The sequence below is a fragment of the Spirillospora sp. NPDC000708 genome (genome assembly GCF_040299565.1).
Lineage (GTDB): Bacteria > Actinomycetota > Actinomycetes > Streptosporangiales > Streptosporangiaceae > Spirillospora.
This window is the reverse complement of sequence record NZ_JBEPCJ010000149.1, coordinates 1-16,791: the sequence shown is the minus strand read 5'-3', so window position 1 is coordinate 16,791 and position 16,791 is coordinate 1. Positions and strand designations below refer to the sequence as shown.

The window sequence follows — 16,791 nt, the reverse complement described above, 5'->3', positions numbered from 1 at the left end:
CGGCGCCGCCGGCCCCGGCGTTCCGCGGCCCGGCGCCCCCCCGCGCCGCTGCGTTACGACCTGCGGCTGAAGAGGGCGACCGCGTCTTCGACGAGCGCGCCGGTCTGCTCGGCCGGTGCCCGGCCGGACGTGACGAGGGTGGCGATGCCCTGAAGGGTGGCGACCAGGAGCAACCGGAGCCGCTCGGGGTCGCCGGGAGGAAGCGCCCCCGCCCGCTGCCCCCGGTCGATCAGATCGCCCACCGCGGTGAACAGGCGCAGCGCGCCCTCCGGCGGCGCGGCCGCTTCGTCGGCGTTCTTGTTGGCGAACATCAGGTCGAGGAGCGGGCCGTCGTCGATCGCGAACCGGACGTAGGCGGTCGCCGCCGCGTGCAACTGCGCATCGACGTCCGGACCGGCGCCCTCGATCGCCGCGCGCATCCGGTCGCCGAGGCGCGCGAACCCGGTGTCGGCGAGGGCGTCCAGCAGCGCCCGGCGGTCGGCGAAGTGGCGCCGCGGAGCAGCGTGGCTGACGCCCGCCTGCCGTGCGAGCTCGCGGAGCGAGAGCCGGTCGAGCCCCTGCTCGCGGAGCGTGCGCTCCGCCGCGTCCAGCAGGACGGCGCGCAGGTTGCCGTGGTGGTAGGGGCGATCGGCCATGGCCCGCAGCGTATCCCTATGTAGTCATTGACAACAATGTATCCGCTGTCTACATTGCGGCTCATGGCCACTTTCGACATGCCTGATATGACCGGCAGCGCGGTGATCGTGACGGGGGCGAGCGGCGGCATCGGACGGTCGGTGTCCCGCGCGCTCGCCGAGGCGGGCGCCCGCGTCGTGCTCGCGGTGCGCGACGCGGGGAAGGGAAAGGCGGCGGCGGACGGAATGCCCGGCACCACCGAGGTCCGCGAGCTGGACCTCGGCCGCCTGGACTCCGTGCGCGCCTTCGCCGCCGGCTGGGGCGGCCCCATCGACCTGCTGATCAACAACGCCGGGATCTCGGCGCCCGCGCTCGCCCGCACCGCCGACGGGTTCGAGTCGACGTTCGGCGTCAACCACCTCGGCCACTTCGCCCTGACCAACCTGCTCCTCCGGCACGTCACCGGACGGATCGTGACCGTCGCCTCCCAGGCCGAGCGGCTCTCCCGGCTCGACCTCGACGACGTCGGCTGGGAACGCCGCCGCTTCCGGCCCTCACGCGCCTACAACGACTCCAAGCTGGCGAACCTGCTGTTCACCGCGGAGCTGCAACGCCGGCTGACCGCCGCCGGGTCCGGTGTGCTGGCCAACGCGGCCCATCCCGGCCTGGTGGCCACGAACATCTACGACAACGGCGGGGACGGCCTGTCCGCGCGCTTCTGGAAGCTCGCCTACCAGCGGCTGGCACAGGACGCCGACCACGGCGCCCTGCCCGTGCTATTCGCGGCCGTCGCCGACATTCCCGGTGACAGCTTCGCCGGGCCGAGCCGCTTCTTCCACATGCGCGGCACCCCCGAACTCATCAAACGCTCCACCACCGCACGGGACCCGCACCTGGCGCGCCGCCTCTGGACCCTGTCCGAGCAGCTCACCAACACCCCCAGCCCCCTCTGACCCAGGCTCCGCCGCCACCCGCCCGGGATCGAGCTCGACGGCCGCCCACGGCGCCGTCATGGCCACGCGGCAACCGGCCGAACAGGTCCTCGACACTCTCCCGGGCGCGCGCGGGAGCTTCCGGCAGCGCGAGACCTGCGCGAGCTCATCGCCGCCGCCTGACCGCAGGCGGGGCGGCATGGCGTCCCGCGTCCGGTATGGCGATCCAGCGGTGGCTTGCCGCCACGCGCAGGAACAGCGCCGCACCTCGCTGATGCTGCGGGACGAGGAGCACGACGGGGCGCCTCCGCGCGGCCGCGTCGACCTCGACGCCGGGACCGCCGTCGTGCGGCGTCCACCCGCGTCCGCCTGACCGTTGATCGGCGGCCCGAGGATTCGCAGTCGAGCGTGGACGGTCGGTGCGCCGGGTGCTCAGCGGGGATTCGGGGCCGATGCGGTGGCGGCTCGGTCCAGGCGGTCGCGGACTTCGGCTAGCACCGGGACCAGTTCCGGCGGCTCCAGCACCTCGAAGTCGAAGCCCTTCACCGCCACGCGCACCGCCAGCTCGTGCAGCGAGTTCGAGCCGGCGGTGAACAGGCAGGTGCTCGCGTCCACCGCTTCCAGCCGTCCGGCGCCGGGCGACGTGCGCGGCGCCACCTCCTCCAGCGGGGCGTGGAAGAGGACGCGGGCCTGGTAGGTGTACGGCGCCGAGGTGATGGCGTGCGAGACGTAGGCGGCCGTGTCGCCCTCGGGCGGCGTGCGCGGCGTGGAACGCGCGCCCGGCGGTCCGAGCGGCTCCTCGATCCGGTCGACCCGGAAGGTGCGCCAGTCGTCCTTGGCCACGTCCCATGCCACCAGGTACCAGCGGCGCGGGGTGTGCACCAGGCGGTGCGGCTCGACCTCGCGCGCGGTGACGCCGTCGCGGCCCCGGTAGCGCAGCCGGACCCGGCGGCGGTCGCGGCACGCGGCGGCGAGCGCGGCCAGCAGGTCGGCGCCGACCTCCGGATCGGCCTGTCCGGGCAGCGCCACGGTCGCGGCGCGGAACGCCTCCATCCGGTGCCGCAGCCGGGAGGGCAGGAGCTGCTGGAGCTTGGCCAGCGCCCGCACCGCCCCCTCCTCCAGGCCGGCGACGCCGCCCGTCGCGGCCATGCGCAGGCTGATCGCCACCGCCACGGCCTCCTCGTCGTCCAGCAGCAGCGGCGGCAGCGCGGCCCCCACGCCGAGCCGGTACCCGCCGGCCGCACCCGGGGTGGCGTCCACCGGGTAGCCCAGCTCGCGCAGCCGTTCGACGTCGCGCCGCACGGTGCGCAGGCCGACCCCCAGCCGGTCGGCGAGTTCGGCGCCGGTCCAGTCCCTGCGCGCCTGCAAAAGCGACAGCAGGCGCAGCAGCCGCGCCGAGGTCTCCACCATGGGCGCCATTCTGGCCGCGATCGGTGCCGGAACCTGACACCAATGGTTCCTACCGTGACGGACATGACGAACCAGATCCAGCCCTACCGTGTCGAGATCCCCCAAGCCGACCTCGACGACCTGCGCGAGCGGCTGCGCCGCACCCGCTGGGCCCCCGAGGTGCCCGGCACCGGTTGGGAGCGTGGCGTGCCGACCGGCTACCTGCGGGAGCTCGCCGCCTACTGGGCCGGCGGCTTCGACTGGCGCGCCCAGGAGGCGGCGCTCAACGCGCACCCGCAGTTCACCGCCACCGTGGAGGGCACGCAGGTGCACTTCCTGCACGTGCGCTCCCCTGAGGCCGGCGCCACCCCGCTCCTGCTGCTGCACGGCTGGCCCGGCTCCGTCGTCGAGTTCCTCGACCTCATCGGCCCCCTCACCGACCCCGTCGCCCACGGCGGAACGGCCGCCGACGCCTTCCACCTGGTGATCCCGTCGCTGCCGGGGTACGGCTTCTCCGGCCCGCTGCCCGGCACCGGCTGGACGGACGGCCGCACCGCCGCGGCACTGGCGGAGCTGATGGCCGGGCTCGGCTACGACCGGTACGGCGTGCAGGGCGGCGACGTCGGCGCGTTCATCGCTCCGCTGGTCGGACGCGCCGCGCCGGACGCCGTCATCGGCGTGCACGTCAACGGCCTGCTCACGTTCCCGGGCGGCGACCCGGAGGTCATGGGCTCGCTGAGCGAGGCCGAGCGCGGACGGCTCGCCGGGATGAAGGAGTGGCAGGAGAAGCTGGGCGCGTACATGCAGGTCCAGGGCACGCGCCCGCAGACGGTCGCGGCCGCGCTGCACGACTCGCCCGCCGGTCAGCTCGCCTGGATCGTGGAGAAGTTCAAGGACTGGACGGACCCCGCCGCCGAACTCCCCGAGGACGCCGTGGACCGCGACCGGATCCTCACCGACGTGAGCATCTACTGGTTCACCGGCACCGCGGGCTCGGCGGCGCACACCTACTACGAGCGGTTCAACGACTTCACCATGTGGGCGCCGAAGGAGCGCGGGAAGGTGCCGACCGCGGTCGCGGTGTTCCCCACGGACTTCTCGGTCCGCCCCCTGGCCGACCAGGTGCACAACGTGGTGCGCTGGACGGAGTTCGAGCGGGGCGGCCACTTCGCGGCACTGGAGGCCCCCGACCTGATGGTCGCCGACCTCCGGGCGTTCTTCCGGGACCTGGACTGACCGGACGGGCACCGTGCCCGCCTCGGCGTCGGCGTGGATCGTCGGCGCCGAGGCGGTGCGGCCGTCACGACGTCCGGAAGAATTCTCGGAGGGGGGTGTCGATTCGGGGGGTGGGGGTGCGTCATTACCGTGCAATCGTCCCGAGGTGTGAGGAGCGCGCGGTGAAGTACCTGCTGCTGATCAACACGTGGTCGCCCGAGTCGACCGAGGAGCCGCCGGCCGGGGAGCCGACCGTCGAGGAGTTCATGGCGTACGAGAAGGCCGTCACCGACGCCGGGGTCAGGCTCGACGGCAACGCGCTGGACCTCGCGACCGCGACGACCGTGCACGTCCGGCCGAGCGGGGAGCGCGTCGTGACGGACGGGCCGTTCGCCGAGACCCGGGAGATGGTCGGCGGCTACTACCTGATCGACGTCCCCGACCTGGACGCGGCGCTCGACTGGGCGGCCCGCTGTCCCGGGGCGCGGTACGGGACGGTCGAGGTCCGCACGGTCTGGGAGCCGGACCGGTCGTGAGCGGAGCGCGGGCGGCCCGCTCCGTGGAGGCGGTGTTCCGCGAGGACCGGGGCCGGCTGCTCGCGCTGCTCGCCGCCCGGTTCGGCGACCTGGACCTCGCCGAGGAGGTCGTCTCCGACGCGGTGGAGACCGCGCTGGAGCGGTGGCCGGCCGACGGCGTGCCCGACAAGCCGCTCGCGTGGCTGCTGACGGTGGCCCGGCGCAAGGCGCTCGACCGGATCCGCCGCGACCGGGCGCACGCGGCGCGGCTCGCCGAGCTGCGGGTGGAGAGCGACCGGGCCGCCGCCGCGCCGGCGCAGCCCGGCTTCGACGACATCCCCGACGAGCGGCTGCGGCTGTTCTTCACCTGCTGCCATCCCGCGCTGCCGGAGGAGGCGCGGACGGCGCTGATGCTGCGGTTCCTCGCGGGCCTCACCACGCCCGAGGTGGCCCGCGCGTTCCTGGTGCCGACCGCGACGATGGCCCAGCGGATCGTGCGCGCGAAACGCAAGATCCGCGAGGCGCGCATCCCGTTCCGCGTGCCGGGGCCGGACGAGCTGCCGGACCGGCTGCCCGGCGTGCTCCGCGCGGTCTACCTCGTCTTCACCGAGGGCTACGCCGCCAGCTCCGGCGACGACCTGCTGCGCCCCGGGCCGGCCGACGAGGCCGTCCGGCTCGCGCGGATCCTGCACGCGCTGCTGCCCGGGGAGCGGGAGGTGACGGGGCTGCTCGCGCTGCTGCTCCTCACCGACGCGCGGCGCGCGGCGCGGGTCGACGCGGCGGGGAACCAGGTGCTGCTCGAAGACCAGGACCGCGCGCTGTGGGACGCCGGCCTCATCGCCGAGGGGCGGGAACTCGTCGTGGCGGCGCTGACCGGTCCCGGCGCCGGGCCGTACGCCGTGCAGGCGGCGATCGCGGCGCTGCACGACGAGGCGCCGGACTTCGACGCCACCGACTGGCCGCAGATCGCCGCGCTGTACGACGTGCTGCTGCGGATCGAGCCGTCCCCGCTCGTCGCGCTGAACCGGGCCATGGCCGTCGCCATGCGCGACGGCCCGGAGGCGGGACTCGTCCTGCTGGACGAGCTGACCGGCGCCGCGGAACTGCGCCGCTACCCGCTGTTCCACGCGGCGCGCGCCGACCTGCTGCGGCGGCTCGGCCGCACCGAGGAGGCGGCCACCGCCTACCGGGCCGCGCTGGCGCTCGCCGGCAACGAACCGGAGCACGCCACGTTCCGGCGCAAGCTCGCCGCCCTCACCGGCGGCTGACCTCACGGGGCGTCGCAGAGGGCCGTCTGGACGGCGGTCTCCATGTCGGCGTCCTGCGCGTCGGAGCCGCCCGGGTCGAGGTTCACCATGACCGTCGCCTGCCTGCCGCCGGCGGTGGCGCCGGTGACCGTCTCGAATCCCAGCATGTCGCCGGTGTGGCCCCAGTAGAGGCCGCCGCAGGGCAGCGGCCTGCTCTCCAGGCCGAGGCCGTAGGCGCGGCCGTCCGCGTTGCCGGTCGGACGGGTCCGCATCATCTCCCGCAGTTCGGCCGGGCGCAGCAGGCGGCCGTCGAGCAGGGCGCCCATGAACCAGCCGAGGTCGGACGCGCTGGAGACCATCCCGCCGCCCGGTCCCGCGACCGACGGGTTGAGCTCGGTGACGTCCATGAGCGGCGCGCCCTCGCCCGGCCGCACGTACCCGCGCGGATGCGGCGCGGGGAGCGCCGGGTCGTCGACCGGCGCGGACGTCGCGGTCAGGCCGAGCGGTTCGATGATGCGCCGGCGGATCTCGTCGCCGTACGGGTGGCCGGTCACGCTCTCGATGAGCAGGCCCGCCACCAGGTAGTTGGTATTGGAGTACTTCCAGTCCCTACCGGGCTTGAACACGCGGCGGTGGGCGATCGCGACGTCCACCATCTCGCGGAGGTCGTGGTGGGCGAGCGGGTCCTTGAGGATGTCCTGCGGGGTGACGTAGTCCAGGTAGTCGGGCAGGCCGCTGGTGTGCTGGAGCAGTTGCCGGACGGTGATGCGCCGCCCGTCGTTGCCGTGCCCGCGGATGACGCCGGGCAGGTAGCGCTCGACCGGCGCGTCCAGGGCGACGCGGTGCTCGCCCACCAGTTGGAGGACGACCGTCGCCACGAACGGCTTGGTCACGCTGCCGATCCGGAAGGCGCTGTCGCGGGGGACGGGCGTGCCGGTCCGCACGTCCCCGACGCCGCTGGTCAGCACCGTGCGGCCGTTCCGGTCCCGGACTTCGAGGAGCGCCCCGGGCGCGCCGTCGTCCGTGGTCAGCCGCTGCAGGATCGCGGGCAGCCGGGACCGGTCGGCGGCCGCGGCGGACCGCGCGGGCACGCCCGTGCCCGCCAGCGCGCCGACCGCGAGGCCCGTGGCGAGTGCGCCGACCATGACACGCCTGTTCCGGATCACGTGGACTCCTTCTTGATCGTTGGAGCCCTCACGCTAGGAATCGCGGTGCCGGACGCGCCTCACCCGCGAGAGCCAACGTCCGCGTGGCGCCCGAGGCGGAGGCGCGGTCAGTCCGCGTCGTAGACCGTGACCTCGACGCCGCGGCCGGTGAGTTCGGCGGTGATGAGCGGTTCGACGCGGTCCCAGCGTCCGCCGGCGAGGCCGCAGCCGATCCGGGGCATGTGGACGGACGCGCCGAGATCGGCGGCCTCCGCGGCGAGCCGGCGCAGGCACGCGCGCACCGCCTCGTAGCGGATCGGCGGGCCGGCGCTGCGGCTCGTCCTGATGCCGTGCTGGCCGACCATGTTCGCGACCCAGGTGTCGGGCTTGACCTGGACGATCTGGACGGCGCCGAGCGCGAAGTCGTTGCGCGCGCGCTCGCGGTGCCAGCGCCGGTAGGCGGCCTCCGGCTCGGGCCAGCGCCGCGAGACCGCCTCCACGAAGCCCCGGCCCCAGCCGCCGCGGTCGTTGCAGATGTGCGCGATGACCTTCGGGCCCTTGGCCTGCGGCGAGGTCGCGTCGCCCTTGAGGTACCGGATGCCCGCCATGATCGCGACGTTATCGCCGCCCACCGACGAACGGGCGGGGCGGCTCGTCGCGCTAGCCGCCGGTGGTGGGGGCGGACAGCATGCGGGCGACGGCGATGAGCGCGTCCGCCCGCGGTTCGAGGGTCTCCGCGGACGGCGGGGTGGAGTAGGAGGAGATCAGGACGCGGGCCGAGACCTGCCAGGCCGGGACGTCGCCGGCCAGCATCGCCGCGCGGAGTTCGGGCGACAGCAGCCGCACCGCCTGCTGCTCGCCGAGGCCGCGGACCAGGAACTTCTTGTCGAAGGCCGGGTCGCCGGTGCCGGCGCCCCGGACCGGCATGAAGAAGCCGCCGAGCGCGGTCCGCCCGACGACCTCGACGTCCTGGAAGCCGGGGCCGAGCGGGAGGAAGTAGCGGGTCAGGTCGTAGGTCTTCGTCGAGCGGCTGTCGCCGGTGCCGTTGGTCTCGATCCAGTGGTGCCAGACGAGCCACACGGGGTACTCCCGCTCGGCCGCGAACGCCAGCTTCGTCCGCCTGGACCGGGCGGCCGAGGCGACCGGGCCGGGGATCGGTTGGTCCGCGGTGAGCGGCCACCAGCCGCACGCGGCCGCATGCGCGCGGAACCTCTTCGCCCGCCGCCGGTCGCGCACGGCCGACCACACGATGACCACCCCGGTCAGGATCGCGAGGGCGATGAACAGGCCGTTGGAGTGGGTGAGGTCGTGGGGACCGAGGGAGGACGGGGCGGCGAGCGCGGGGCGGTGGGATGCGCTGGATCCGGCGAACATGCCCGGTTCGACGGGACGGCCCGGCGGCGGGTTCGGCGGGGGTGTGGCCGGTTGCGGAAGCCGCCCGCGGAGGAGTTGGCGGGTTCGGGTGACGGGGTGGAGGGCGTGCGCTACTGTGTTCGAATAGTCGAACAGAAGTTCGACTTGTTCGGACCCGCTCGCCCGGGAGGCGACATGGTGGCGACGGCGGCCCCACCTCTCAACGGCACCGCGCACGTCAACGGCCCAGCACACGTCAACGGCCCGACGCACGCGAACGGCCCCGCGCTCGTCGGCGGCGCGCATTCGCGCGGCGGTGCCCGCCATGCGGACGCCCCCGCCCGGCACCCCCGGCGCCATGAGCCCGCGACACGCCGCAGCGGTTTCTACCCAAATCTACGGCCGCAGCTATATCGCCTCATAGAGTCCGAGAGCGTGGACCCCGTGCGCAATCCCTATGCCCCTGGCGCCGGGCAGCGCCCTCCCGAGCTGGCCGGCCGCGACCGTGAGCTCAGGCAGTTCGAGGTCGTGCTGGAACGGGTGGCCAGGGGCCGCCCCGAGCGCAGCATGATCATCACCGGGCTGCGCGGCGTCGGCAAGACCGTGCTGCTCAACGCGTTCCGCTCGATGGCGATCCAGAAGCTCTGGGGGACCGGCAAGATCGAGGCCCGGCCCGACCAGTCGATCCGGCGGCCGGTCGCGTCCGCGCTGCACATGGCGGTGCGGGAGCTCGCGCCCCGGCACCGCGCCCCCGACCGGATCGAGGCGTTCCTCGGCGTGCTGAAGGCGTTCGCGCAGGCCGGGCCGGAGCCGACCGGCACCAAGGCGAAGGCGCGGGCGCACCGCTGGCAGCCGGGGATCGACGTGCCCGCCTCGCGCGGCCGCGCCGACTCCGGCGACCTGGAGATCGACCTCACCGAGCTGTTCGTGGACGCCGCGTCCGTCGCCACGGACGTCGGCGCCGGCATCGCGCTGTTCGTGGACGAGATGCAGGACGTCCCCGCCGACGACGTGTCCGCACTGTGCGCCGCGTGCCACGAGCTGTCGCAGATCGGCGGGCCGCTGATCGTGGTCGGCGCGGGACTGCCGCACCTGCCGGCCGTCCTGTCGGCGAGCAAGTCCTACTCCGAGCGGCTGTTCCGGTACGCGCGCATCGACCGGCTCGACCGCGAGTCCGCCGACGTCGCGCTGCTCGCGCCCGCCGAGCGGGAGGAGGTCACCTTCACCGAGGACGCCCTCGACGCGCTGTACGGCGCCGCCGACGGCTACCCGTACTTCGTGCAGGCGTACGCCAAGGTCGTCTGGGACGTTGCGCCCGACACCCCGATCACCGCCGAGGACATCCGGGTCGCCGCGCCGGAGGCGGAGAGCGAGCTGGCGGTCGGCTTCTTCGGCAGCCGCTACGAGCGCGCGACGCCAGCCGAGCGCGACTACATGCGCGCGATGGCGATGCTCGGCGACGACCCGGTGCCGACGGCGGCGGTCGCCGACGAGCTGGGCCGCAAGCCGTCCAGCCTGTCGCCCGCCCGCGACGGCCTGATCAAGAAGGGCCTCATCTACAGCGCCGAGCGCGGCATGGTCGCGTTCACGGTCCCGCACTTCGGCAAGTTCCTCCGCTCCCAGCCCGCCTAGCTCAGACCTCTCTACGGGTTTCTAGCCGTGACGCTAGAAGCCGTTATAAGGCTGCATCGGTTCGTGTCGTCCGATGTCTATTCGGCTTTCTAGCATGCGTGCTAGAAAGCCGTAGATTCTCCTGCCCTGCCTTCCGAGGATTCTCTAAGGCTTTCTAGCCGTGCTGCTAGGTATCCCTATAAAGATGCAGAGGGTGTTGTCCGGCATCGCGGTTGTTACGCGGAGTTATCTGGGTATGGGCGTCGATGTGCCGGACCAGGCGCGAAAAGCCGATGTCGGGGGGATCACGATGGGCGATCAGCACCGCTACCGGGGCCAGGACCCGGACGACCTGTACTCGACGCGCGAGGAGGACGCGTACGCGAGCGGCGACGAGATGAGCTCGTCGACGGGGTCCTCGGAGTCGCGGGGCGCCGACGAGCCGTCGATGCAGCAGGAGCAGGGCGGCCAGGGACGCGGCCCCGGCCCGCGCGGCTACCAGGACGAGCCGGGCTTCGAGGGCGGCGACCAGGGGTTCTACGACGAGGACGACCAGTACTCGTCCGACATGGGCGGCATGCAGGACCAGGGCATCGCGAGCCACCGCCCGCGCCGCCAGGACGACGAGGACGAGCTGTACGGCAACCAGCTCGACGACATGCGCGACCGCGACGACGAGACCGGCGAGAACTGGTGACGTTCAGGCGCCTCCCGCCTTGAACACCGGGCGGGTGGACGGGTCGGGCGTGTGCGGCGGGAACCGGTCGAGCAGGCCGAGCGCCTCGTCGATCGCGCGGACGAGCTGGGCGTCGGTGCCGTTCGCGTGGTCCTGTGGCGTTATGTCGACATCGATGTCGGGGTCCGTCCCGTAGTTCTCGACGCGCCAGCCGACGTCGTCGAACGTGAACGAGAACTCGGGCTGGGTGGTCACCGTGCCGTCGGCGAGGCGGTGCCGGGGCCGGATGCCGACGACGCCGCCCCACGTCCGGCGGCCGATAAGCGGGCCGAGGCCGAGCAGCTTGAACGCGTGGCTGAAGATGTCGCCGTCCGAGCCGGTCCGCTCGTTGGTGATCGCGACCATCGGCCCGCGCGGCGACTCGCGCGGGTACGGCATCGGGACGCCCCAGCGCGGGAAGTTGTAGCCGATCCGGCGGCGCGCGAGCTTCTGCAGCAGCAGCCCGGACACGTTGCCGCCGCCGTTGAACCGCACGTCGACGATCAGCGCCTCGCGGTCGTACTCGGCGAGGAAGCCGCGGTGGAACTCGGCGTACCCGTCCGGGCCCATGTCGGGGACGTGCAGGTAGCCGGCGCGGCCGCCGGTCCGCTCGTGGACGAGCGCGCGGTTCGCGGTGACCCAGTCGCGGTACCGGCCGGGGCGCTCGTCGGCGAGGGTCCGGACGGCGACGGTGAACGGTGCCGCCTCGCCGCGCCGGATCGTCAGCAGCACCTCCTCGCCCGCGAGGTTGACCAGCCGCTCGCCGGGGACGACGCCGCCCGGCGCGACGGGCTCGCCGTTGATCGCGACGACCGCGTCACCGGGCCGGACGTCGATGCCGGGCCGGTTCAGCGGGGACGTGGCGGCCGGATCCCACGGGTCGCCCTCGATGATGTGCGCGAGCACGAACCGGCCGTCCCGGATCGCCCAGTCGACGCCGAGGAAGCCCTGGGCGTAGACGGGGCGGCTGCGATACTCGCCGCCGATCTCGTAGGCGTGGGACGTGCCGAGCTCGCCCTGCATCTCCCACAGCAGGTCGGAGAACTCCCCACGAGTTGTCACTTTGTCGACAAGAGGGAGGTAGCGGCGGTACACGGCGTCCCAGTCGATGCCCGCCATGTCCTCGTCCCAGAAGTGCTCGCGTTGCAGCACCCACGTCTCCCGGAGCATCTGCCGCCACTCGGTCGCCGGGGACACCGACACCTTGACGCGGTCCAGGTCGATCCAGCCGCTGCGGCGGCCCGGCCGGTCGTCCTGCGGCTGCTCGCGGCCCGCCGCGACCAGCCGCAGCCGCGACCGCGACCGGTAGAGGAGCGTGGCGCCGTCGCGGGCGAGCCAGAAGTCGCCGACGTCGCGCAGCCGGGTCCGCGCCTGCCGCGCCGCGAAGTCGTAGGCGTCGACGCGGCCGAGCGCCGGGTCGTCGCCGCGCCCGCCCTTCACCGGGAACACCGAGTACAGCGCCTGGCCCCTGATCCCCGCGATCCGCCCGTAGCGGCCCTCCGCGACGGGGAACGCGACGACCCGCCGCTCGATCCCGTCGAAGTCGATCGGCAGCCGCGCCGCCGCCGCGACGGTCGCGCCGAGACCGGGACCGGTGACGTCCCGCGCGTCCGACCCCTCCGCGAGGCTCGCCTCGCCGGGGGCGGGGGCTGATGCGGCCTTGCCGCCCACCGGGCGCGGCGCGGCCGTGAACGGCGACGGCACGTCCTTGCGCAGGGTGACCGCGTACGGGCGGGCACCGAGCGGGAAGCCCCGGTCGAACTGGAGCGTGTCGGACACCGGGTCGAACACGCGCTGCCCGATGAAGTACAGGTAGCGGCCCTCCGGGTCCCAGGCCGGGGCGCGGTCGTGCAGGACGGGGCGGGTGACCGGCGCGACCAGGCCCGTCTCGGCGTTGCACACCTTGATCGCGGTGGTCTGCGCGGACGTCGGGCAGGCGTAGGCGAGCCACTCGCCGCCGGGCGACCAGGCCAGGCCGCTGATCGCGCCGTACGGGCTGACGTCCAGCGGCACCGGCTCCAGCGGCCCGTCCCCCGCCGGTTCGAGCAGGTACAGCTCGTTGCGGTGGTTGGTGAACGCGAACCGGTCCGCGGCCGGCGACGGCGCCAGCTCCAGCACCCGGCCGACGTCCCCGGACGTCTCGGCGTGCGCCGCGTCCCGGGCGCCGGACGCCGTGAGCACCACGAGGCGCTCCCGCCCGTCCTCGCCGGACGCCGCCGCGATCAGCCGACGGTCGTCGTTGAACCAGGTCAGCAGCCGGTACCGGACGCCGTCCTGCCGCCCGTGCTGGCGGACCGGCCCCTCCCAGGCCGCGAACGAGTACGCCTTACCGCGGGCGGTGACCGCCAGGCCGTCGCCCGCCGAGTTCACCGTGACCGTGTCGAGGTACTCGGCGGCAGGTACGAACCGCCGGTTCCGCTGCGTGCGGGAGCTGCCGAGCCGCACGTCGATCCGGTGCGGGCCGCCGCCGTCGTCCGGGTCGAGGACGTACAGGTCGGCGGCGGCGTGGTAGACCAGCCGGCGGCCGTCGTCGCTGAGGTTGCGCGCGTAGTAGTCCTCGTGATGGGTGTGCCTGCGCAGGTCACCGCCGTCGGGCAGGCACGAGTAGACGTTGCCGACGCCCTCGTGGTCGGAGAGGAAGTAGATCCGCCCGCCGACCTGGCAGGGCGCCGCGAGGTTGCCGTCCAGCTCGATCAACCGCCGGAAGTCGCCGGTCCCGCCTGGGGCGATCCACAGGTCGCCCGCGGTCCCGCCCCGGTACCGCTTCCACCTGGCCGGGTCGGCGGTGTTGCGGCCGATGACGACCGCGCCGTCCGGCCCGTAGGTGGCGCTGCTCGCCGGCCCGTACGGAAGCTCGGCGGGAATGCCGCTGCCGGACGGGTCGATCGCGTACAGCCACTGGTAATCGCGGAACGGGCGCCGGACGTCGCTGGCGTAGACGATCCGTCCGTCCGGGTCCCAGCCGGTGATCGTGCAGGACGTCCCGTGGAACGTCAGCCGCCGCGCCGCGCCGCCCGCCGCCGGCATCGCGTACACCTCGGCGGGGCCCTCCTCCCGCCCGACGAACGCCAGCAGCCGCCCGTCCCGGGACAGGCGCGGATAGGCGGCCGCCGCGACCCCGGCCGTCAGCCGGTAGGCCCGGCCGCCGGACGCGGGCACCGTCCACAGGTCGTCCTCGCACACGAAGACGACGTCGTCCCCGTGGATCGACGGGAACCGCAGGTAGCCGCCGTTTCCCCCCACGCGCGGTCAGTGCCCGCTCTCCCCGCGAGGAATCTCTACGGCCGTCTTGGACGCGTCCAATACACGGTTAGACGGCGGTCGCGACCGGCGCCGGGACGAGCGCCGCCCGGACGGTCCGGCTCCGCTCCGCCGTCGACACCGCGAACACGACCTCCAGATCGCGCCCGTCCGCGCGGGCCGGGAACACGACGAACCGCCAGCATCCCTCGCGCCACACGTCCAGCGGCACGGCGCTCGCCACCACGTTCTCGTGCTCCGCCCACGCGGCGCTGTCATAGAGCGCCGCGTACGTCTCCGCGATAGGGCTGCGGCGCCGCTCGCACGGCGTCTCCGGACGCCCAAGCCCGCGCGCGCGGGACCGCCTGTCCAGCAGCTCCGGCAACTCGGGGGACAGCGCGGCGAACAGCGCCAGCTCCAGGACCAGCACCGGCCCGACCTGCATGTGCTCGTCCCGCAGCACGTCCAAGCCCGCCATGGGCGCGCCCAGCGACGCTATGCCCGCACCGGTGAACAGCAGCGCGCGCGCCACGCTGCGGCGGCCGACCCGCTTGGCGCTGAGGCCGCCGAAGCAGCCGCAGCCCGCGTCCGGCCGCCGCACGCGCAGCTCCCCCACCACCCAGGTCGCCGCCGCGAACGCCAGCGTCGTCGCCAGCCGCACCGAGAACTGGGAGGTCACGAGCAGCGCCAGCCCGAGCACGCCCTCGCCGAGGCCGAGCCCGAGGTTCAACCCGCGGCTGCGGCGCAGCGCCGTCAGCCCCGCGAGCCCGGCGGGGACCGGCACCCCGTGCACGTGGTCCGGCGCGTCCGCCGCCCGCTCGCGGATCGTCAGCTTCGCCAGGCAGGCCACCAGCAGCACCATCGCCAGCAGCAGCACCTGCGTGTTCTGGAACGTCACCATGACGAGCCCTCCTCCGCAGCGCCGCCGAAACCGATGGCCGGGACGTCCGGCCGCGCGAGCACGTTGAAGCACCCGGCCTCCAGATCGCCGCCGAGCCCCACGAACGTCTCCGGGGTCAGCTCCACGATCCGGCCCCGGGGCGACGCCCCGCACTCCACGCACCGGTCGCAGAACCGGGCCGCCGCGCAGCCGCACTCCACCACCGGCACGCGCCCCGCCCGCCCGCTGCACTCGTTGTGCACCGTGATCTCGCTGCCGATCGACAGGTACGGGAACGCGACGCAGCCCGACGGGGCGTCCGCGCACCCGCCGCCGTCCCCCTCCGGATCGACCGCCGGGTACGCCGCGCCGCGCGGCACCGGCGGGCCCGCGAACCAGGTCGCCGTGCCGCGCAGCACCGCCGGCGCGGGCTCCGCCGCCTCCGGGCCCGCCAGGTCGTCGGCCCGGTAGCCCGGCTGCGACGTGCCCGGACGCACCGCCTGCGGCCCGCCGGGGGAGCGCACGCAGATCACGTCGACCAGATAGCCGGGCTCCAGGCGCGGGTGCCGGACCAGCACCTGCTGGAGGGCGTGCGGGGGGATCGCCACATGGGCGCGCCCGCGATGGGGGCCCATGTCCACCTCCCAGGCGTCCCGCCCGCACGCCAGCAGGGTGCCGGCGACCCGGTCGGCGTCGACCCAGATCCGGTCGATCCCCGGCCCGCCGGATTTCGGCCGGACGACGGCCTCGCGCCCCGGGCGCAGCGCGGCGAGGCCCCCGCGCCCGCCGTGCCACACCGTCGTGTCCCCGCTCATGGCCAGCCGCAGCTCGGCGCCGTCCGCGTCCAGCACCAGCAGGTGCGGGCTCGCGTCCAGGATCGTCCCGGACAGCGCGCCGAGCGGGCTCGCCGCGTTCTCCGGGAGGCCGCCGGCCTCGGGCGACGCGCCGAGCACGGCCTCGCGGAGACGGCGGCGCCTGGCTCCACGGCGGTGGGGTAGCGGCATGGCGGCACTCCGGCTCGAACTTCACGGGGGGTGACGTCTGTTAGGACGGCCAGTCAAGAGTCACGCGCCGTGCACGCGCTGTCGACGGATTTGTCGCGATAAGTCGAGGGACGGGAGATGTTCCATCCACCTCGGATGAGGATTATTAACTGGTTGACCCGGATATGTACTTTAAGTAGGACCGGAATTACGATCAACCTGAGATCGTCAACTGTACCGGGAACCGGCGCGGTCAAGATCCACAAGCCGCGCCGACTCCACGACCCCTGGTTCGGTGGTGACGGTGAACAGCACGCGGCACGAGGAGTTCCGCGCCTACGTGGCGGACCGCGGCCCCACCCTGCTGCGCGCCGCCATGCGCCTGACCAGCGACCGCGCCGAGGCCGAGGACCTCCTGCAGGCCGCGCTCGCCAAGACCTACCTCGCCTGGGACCGCATCCAGGACCGGGCCGCCGTCGACGGCTACGTCCGGCGCGCCATGGCCAACACCCAGATCTCATGGTGGCGCCGGAAAAAGTTGGATATCTACCCCACGGATCAGGTTCCCGACCGTCCGGTGGACGATCACACCCGGCGCGCCGAAATGCGCGACGCCCTCGGCCGCGCGCTCGGCCGCCTCCCCGAACGGCAGCGCCTCGCGGTCATGCTCCGCTATTACGAGGACATGTCCGAAGCGGAGGTCGCCGACGTCCTCGGCGTCAGCGTCGGCACCGTCAAGAGCACCGTCTCCCGCGCCATGGCCCGCCTCCGCGACGACGACGGACTGTTTTAGCCCAGGGGGGCGACCCCCTGGAACCCCCGTCACGGTCGGCAGGCTGTTTCCCGCTCCGCTAGATGTAGTGACCATGGACGTTGGTGACGGCGACACGGTTCGATGAGCTTGAAATGGACGAGGACCTCCTGGCGAGGTGTGTGTCACCACAACATGCA

At 73.8% G+C, this 16,791-nt stretch carries 16 protein-coding genes; 8 read left to right on the top strand and 8 right to left on the bottom strand.

The window, feature by feature from the left end; genetic code table 11:
• Nucleotides 1-53 precede the first annotated feature (53 nt).
• Nucleotides 54-635, bottom strand: coding sequence for a TetR/AcrR family transcriptional regulator (locus ABT299_RS49945; RefSeq protein WP_500255137.1), 582 nt, complete (start codon nucleotides 633-635; stop codon nucleotides 54-56).
• A 63-nt stretch (nucleotides 636-698) separates the two neighbouring features.
• Here ABT299_RS49945 and ABT299_RS49940 point away from each other — a divergent pair, with 63 nt between their 5' ends.
• Nucleotides 699-1,568 carry an oxidoreductase gene (locus ABT299_RS49940; protein ID WP_500255136.1) on the top strand — a complete coding sequence of 290 codons (870 nt, stop codon included), beginning with the start codon at nucleotides 699-701 and terminating at the stop codon, nucleotides 1,566-1,568.
• 211 nt (nucleotides 1,569-1,779) lie between these two features.
• A complete protein-coding gene (locus tag ABT299_RS49935) occupies nucleotides 1,780-1,920 on the top strand; it encodes a DUF6191 domain-containing protein (RefSeq protein ID WP_387026036.1) in 141 nt (46 codons plus the stop codon).
• A gap of 59 nt (nucleotides 1,921-1,979) precedes the next feature.
• On the opposite strand, the gene ABT299_RS49930 is transcribed toward ABT299_RS49935, so the two are convergent.
• Nucleotides 1,980-2,957 carry a helix-turn-helix transcriptional regulator gene (locus tag ABT299_RS49930; RefSeq protein WP_500255135.1) on the bottom strand — a complete coding sequence of 326 codons (978 nt, stop codon included), beginning with the start codon at nucleotides 2,955-2,957 and terminating at the stop codon, nucleotides 1,980-1,982.
• A 63-nt stretch (nucleotides 2,958-3,020) separates the two neighbouring features.
• Between ABT299_RS49930 and ABT299_RS49925 the strand changes: the two genes are divergently transcribed.
• The 3 genes from ABT299_RS49925 (at nucleotide 3,021) to ABT299_RS49915 (ending at nucleotide 5,934) form a co-directional block, all read left to right on the top strand.
• Complete coding sequence (locus ABT299_RS49925; protein WP_500255134.1) at nucleotides 3,021-4,172, top strand: epoxide hydrolase family protein; 1,152 nt, start codon at nucleotides 3,021-3,023, stop codon at nucleotides 4,170-4,172.
• Between the two features lie 161 nt (nucleotides 4,173-4,333).
• Nucleotides 4,334-4,687 carry a YciI family protein gene (locus ABT299_RS49920; protein WP_190851129.1) on the top strand — a complete coding sequence of 118 codons (354 nt, stop codon included), beginning with the start codon at nucleotides 4,334-4,336 and terminating at the stop codon, nucleotides 4,685-4,687.
• The gene (locus ABT299_RS49915) at nucleotides 4,684-5,934 is read left to right on the top strand and encodes an RNA polymerase sigma factor (RefSeq protein ID WP_500255133.1); all 1,251 of its coding nucleotides are present in this window, start codon (nucleotides 4,684-4,686) and stop codon (nucleotides 5,932-5,934) included. Before ABT299_RS49920 ends, ABT299_RS49915 begins: the two co-directional genes overlap by 4 nt.
• 2 nt (nucleotides 5,935-5,936) lie before the next feature.
• On the opposite strand, the gene ABT299_RS49910 is transcribed toward ABT299_RS49915, so the two are convergent.
• From ABT299_RS49910 to ABT299_RS49900, 3 genes are all read right to left on the bottom strand, one after another.
• Entirely contained in the window at nucleotides 5,937-7,079 is a 1,143-nt protein-coding gene (locus tag ABT299_RS49910; protein ID WP_500255132.1) for a serine hydrolase domain-containing protein, read from the bottom strand.
• 107 nt (nucleotides 7,080-7,186) lie between these two features.
• On the bottom strand, nucleotides 7,187-7,666 hold the full coding sequence (locus tag ABT299_RS49905; protein ID WP_190851120.1) for a macro domain-containing protein: 480 nt from the start codon (nucleotides 7,664-7,666) through the stop codon (nucleotides 7,187-7,189).
• A 52-nt stretch (nucleotides 7,667-7,718) separates the two neighbouring features.
• Nucleotides 7,719-8,432, bottom strand: a complete 714-nt coding sequence (locus ABT299_RS49900) for a hypothetical protein (RefSeq protein WP_500255131.1) — start codon at nucleotides 8,430-8,432, stop codon at nucleotides 7,719-7,721.
• Between the two features lie 423 nt (nucleotides 8,433-8,855).
• On the opposite strand from ABT299_RS49900, the gene ABT299_RS49895 reads away from it, so the two are divergent.
• Nucleotides 8,856-10,043: an ATP-binding protein gene (locus ABT299_RS49895; RefSeq protein ID WP_433144849.1), complete on the top strand. Its 1,188-nt coding sequence runs from the start codon at nucleotides 8,856-8,858 to the stop codon at nucleotides 10,041-10,043.
• Nucleotides 10,044-10,332: 289 nt separating this feature from the next.
• Nucleotides 10,333-10,719 (top strand): hypothetical protein, encoded by a 387-nt coding sequence (locus tag ABT299_RS49890; protein ID WP_500255130.1) that lies wholly within the window; start codon nucleotides 10,333-10,335, stop codon nucleotides 10,717-10,719.
• 3 nt (nucleotides 10,720-10,722) lie between these two features.
• Here ABT299_RS49890 and ABT299_RS49885 read toward each other — a convergent pair whose 3' ends face one another.
• The 3 genes from ABT299_RS49885 to ABT299_RS49875 form a co-directional block, all read right to left on the bottom strand.
• Nucleotides 10,723-13,980, bottom strand: a complete 3,258-nt coding sequence (locus ABT299_RS49885; protein ID WP_500255129.1) for a S41 family peptidase — start codon at nucleotides 13,978-13,980, stop codon at nucleotides 10,723-10,725.
• Nucleotides 13,981-14,047: 67 nt separating this feature from the next.
• The gene (locus ABT299_RS49880) at nucleotides 14,048-14,878 is read right to left on the bottom strand and encodes a MauE/DoxX family redox-associated membrane protein (protein ID WP_500255128.1); all 831 of its coding nucleotides are present in this window, start codon (nucleotides 14,876-14,878) and stop codon (nucleotides 14,048-14,050) included.
• Complete coding sequence (locus ABT299_RS49875) at nucleotides 14,872-15,861, bottom strand: hypothetical protein (protein ID WP_387026054.1); 990 nt, start codon at nucleotides 15,859-15,861, stop codon at nucleotides 14,872-14,874. Before ABT299_RS49875 ends, ABT299_RS49880 begins: the two co-directional genes overlap by 7 nt.
• A 283-nt stretch (nucleotides 15,862-16,144) precedes the next feature.
• Here ABT299_RS49875 and ABT299_RS49870 point away from each other — a divergent pair, with 283 nt between their 5' ends.
• Nucleotides 16,145-16,633, top strand: coding sequence for a SigE family RNA polymerase sigma factor (locus ABT299_RS49870; protein ID WP_387026056.1), 489 nt, complete (start codon nucleotides 16,145-16,147; stop codon nucleotides 16,631-16,633).
• The last annotated feature ends 158 nt before the right edge of the window (nucleotides 16,634-16,791 follow it).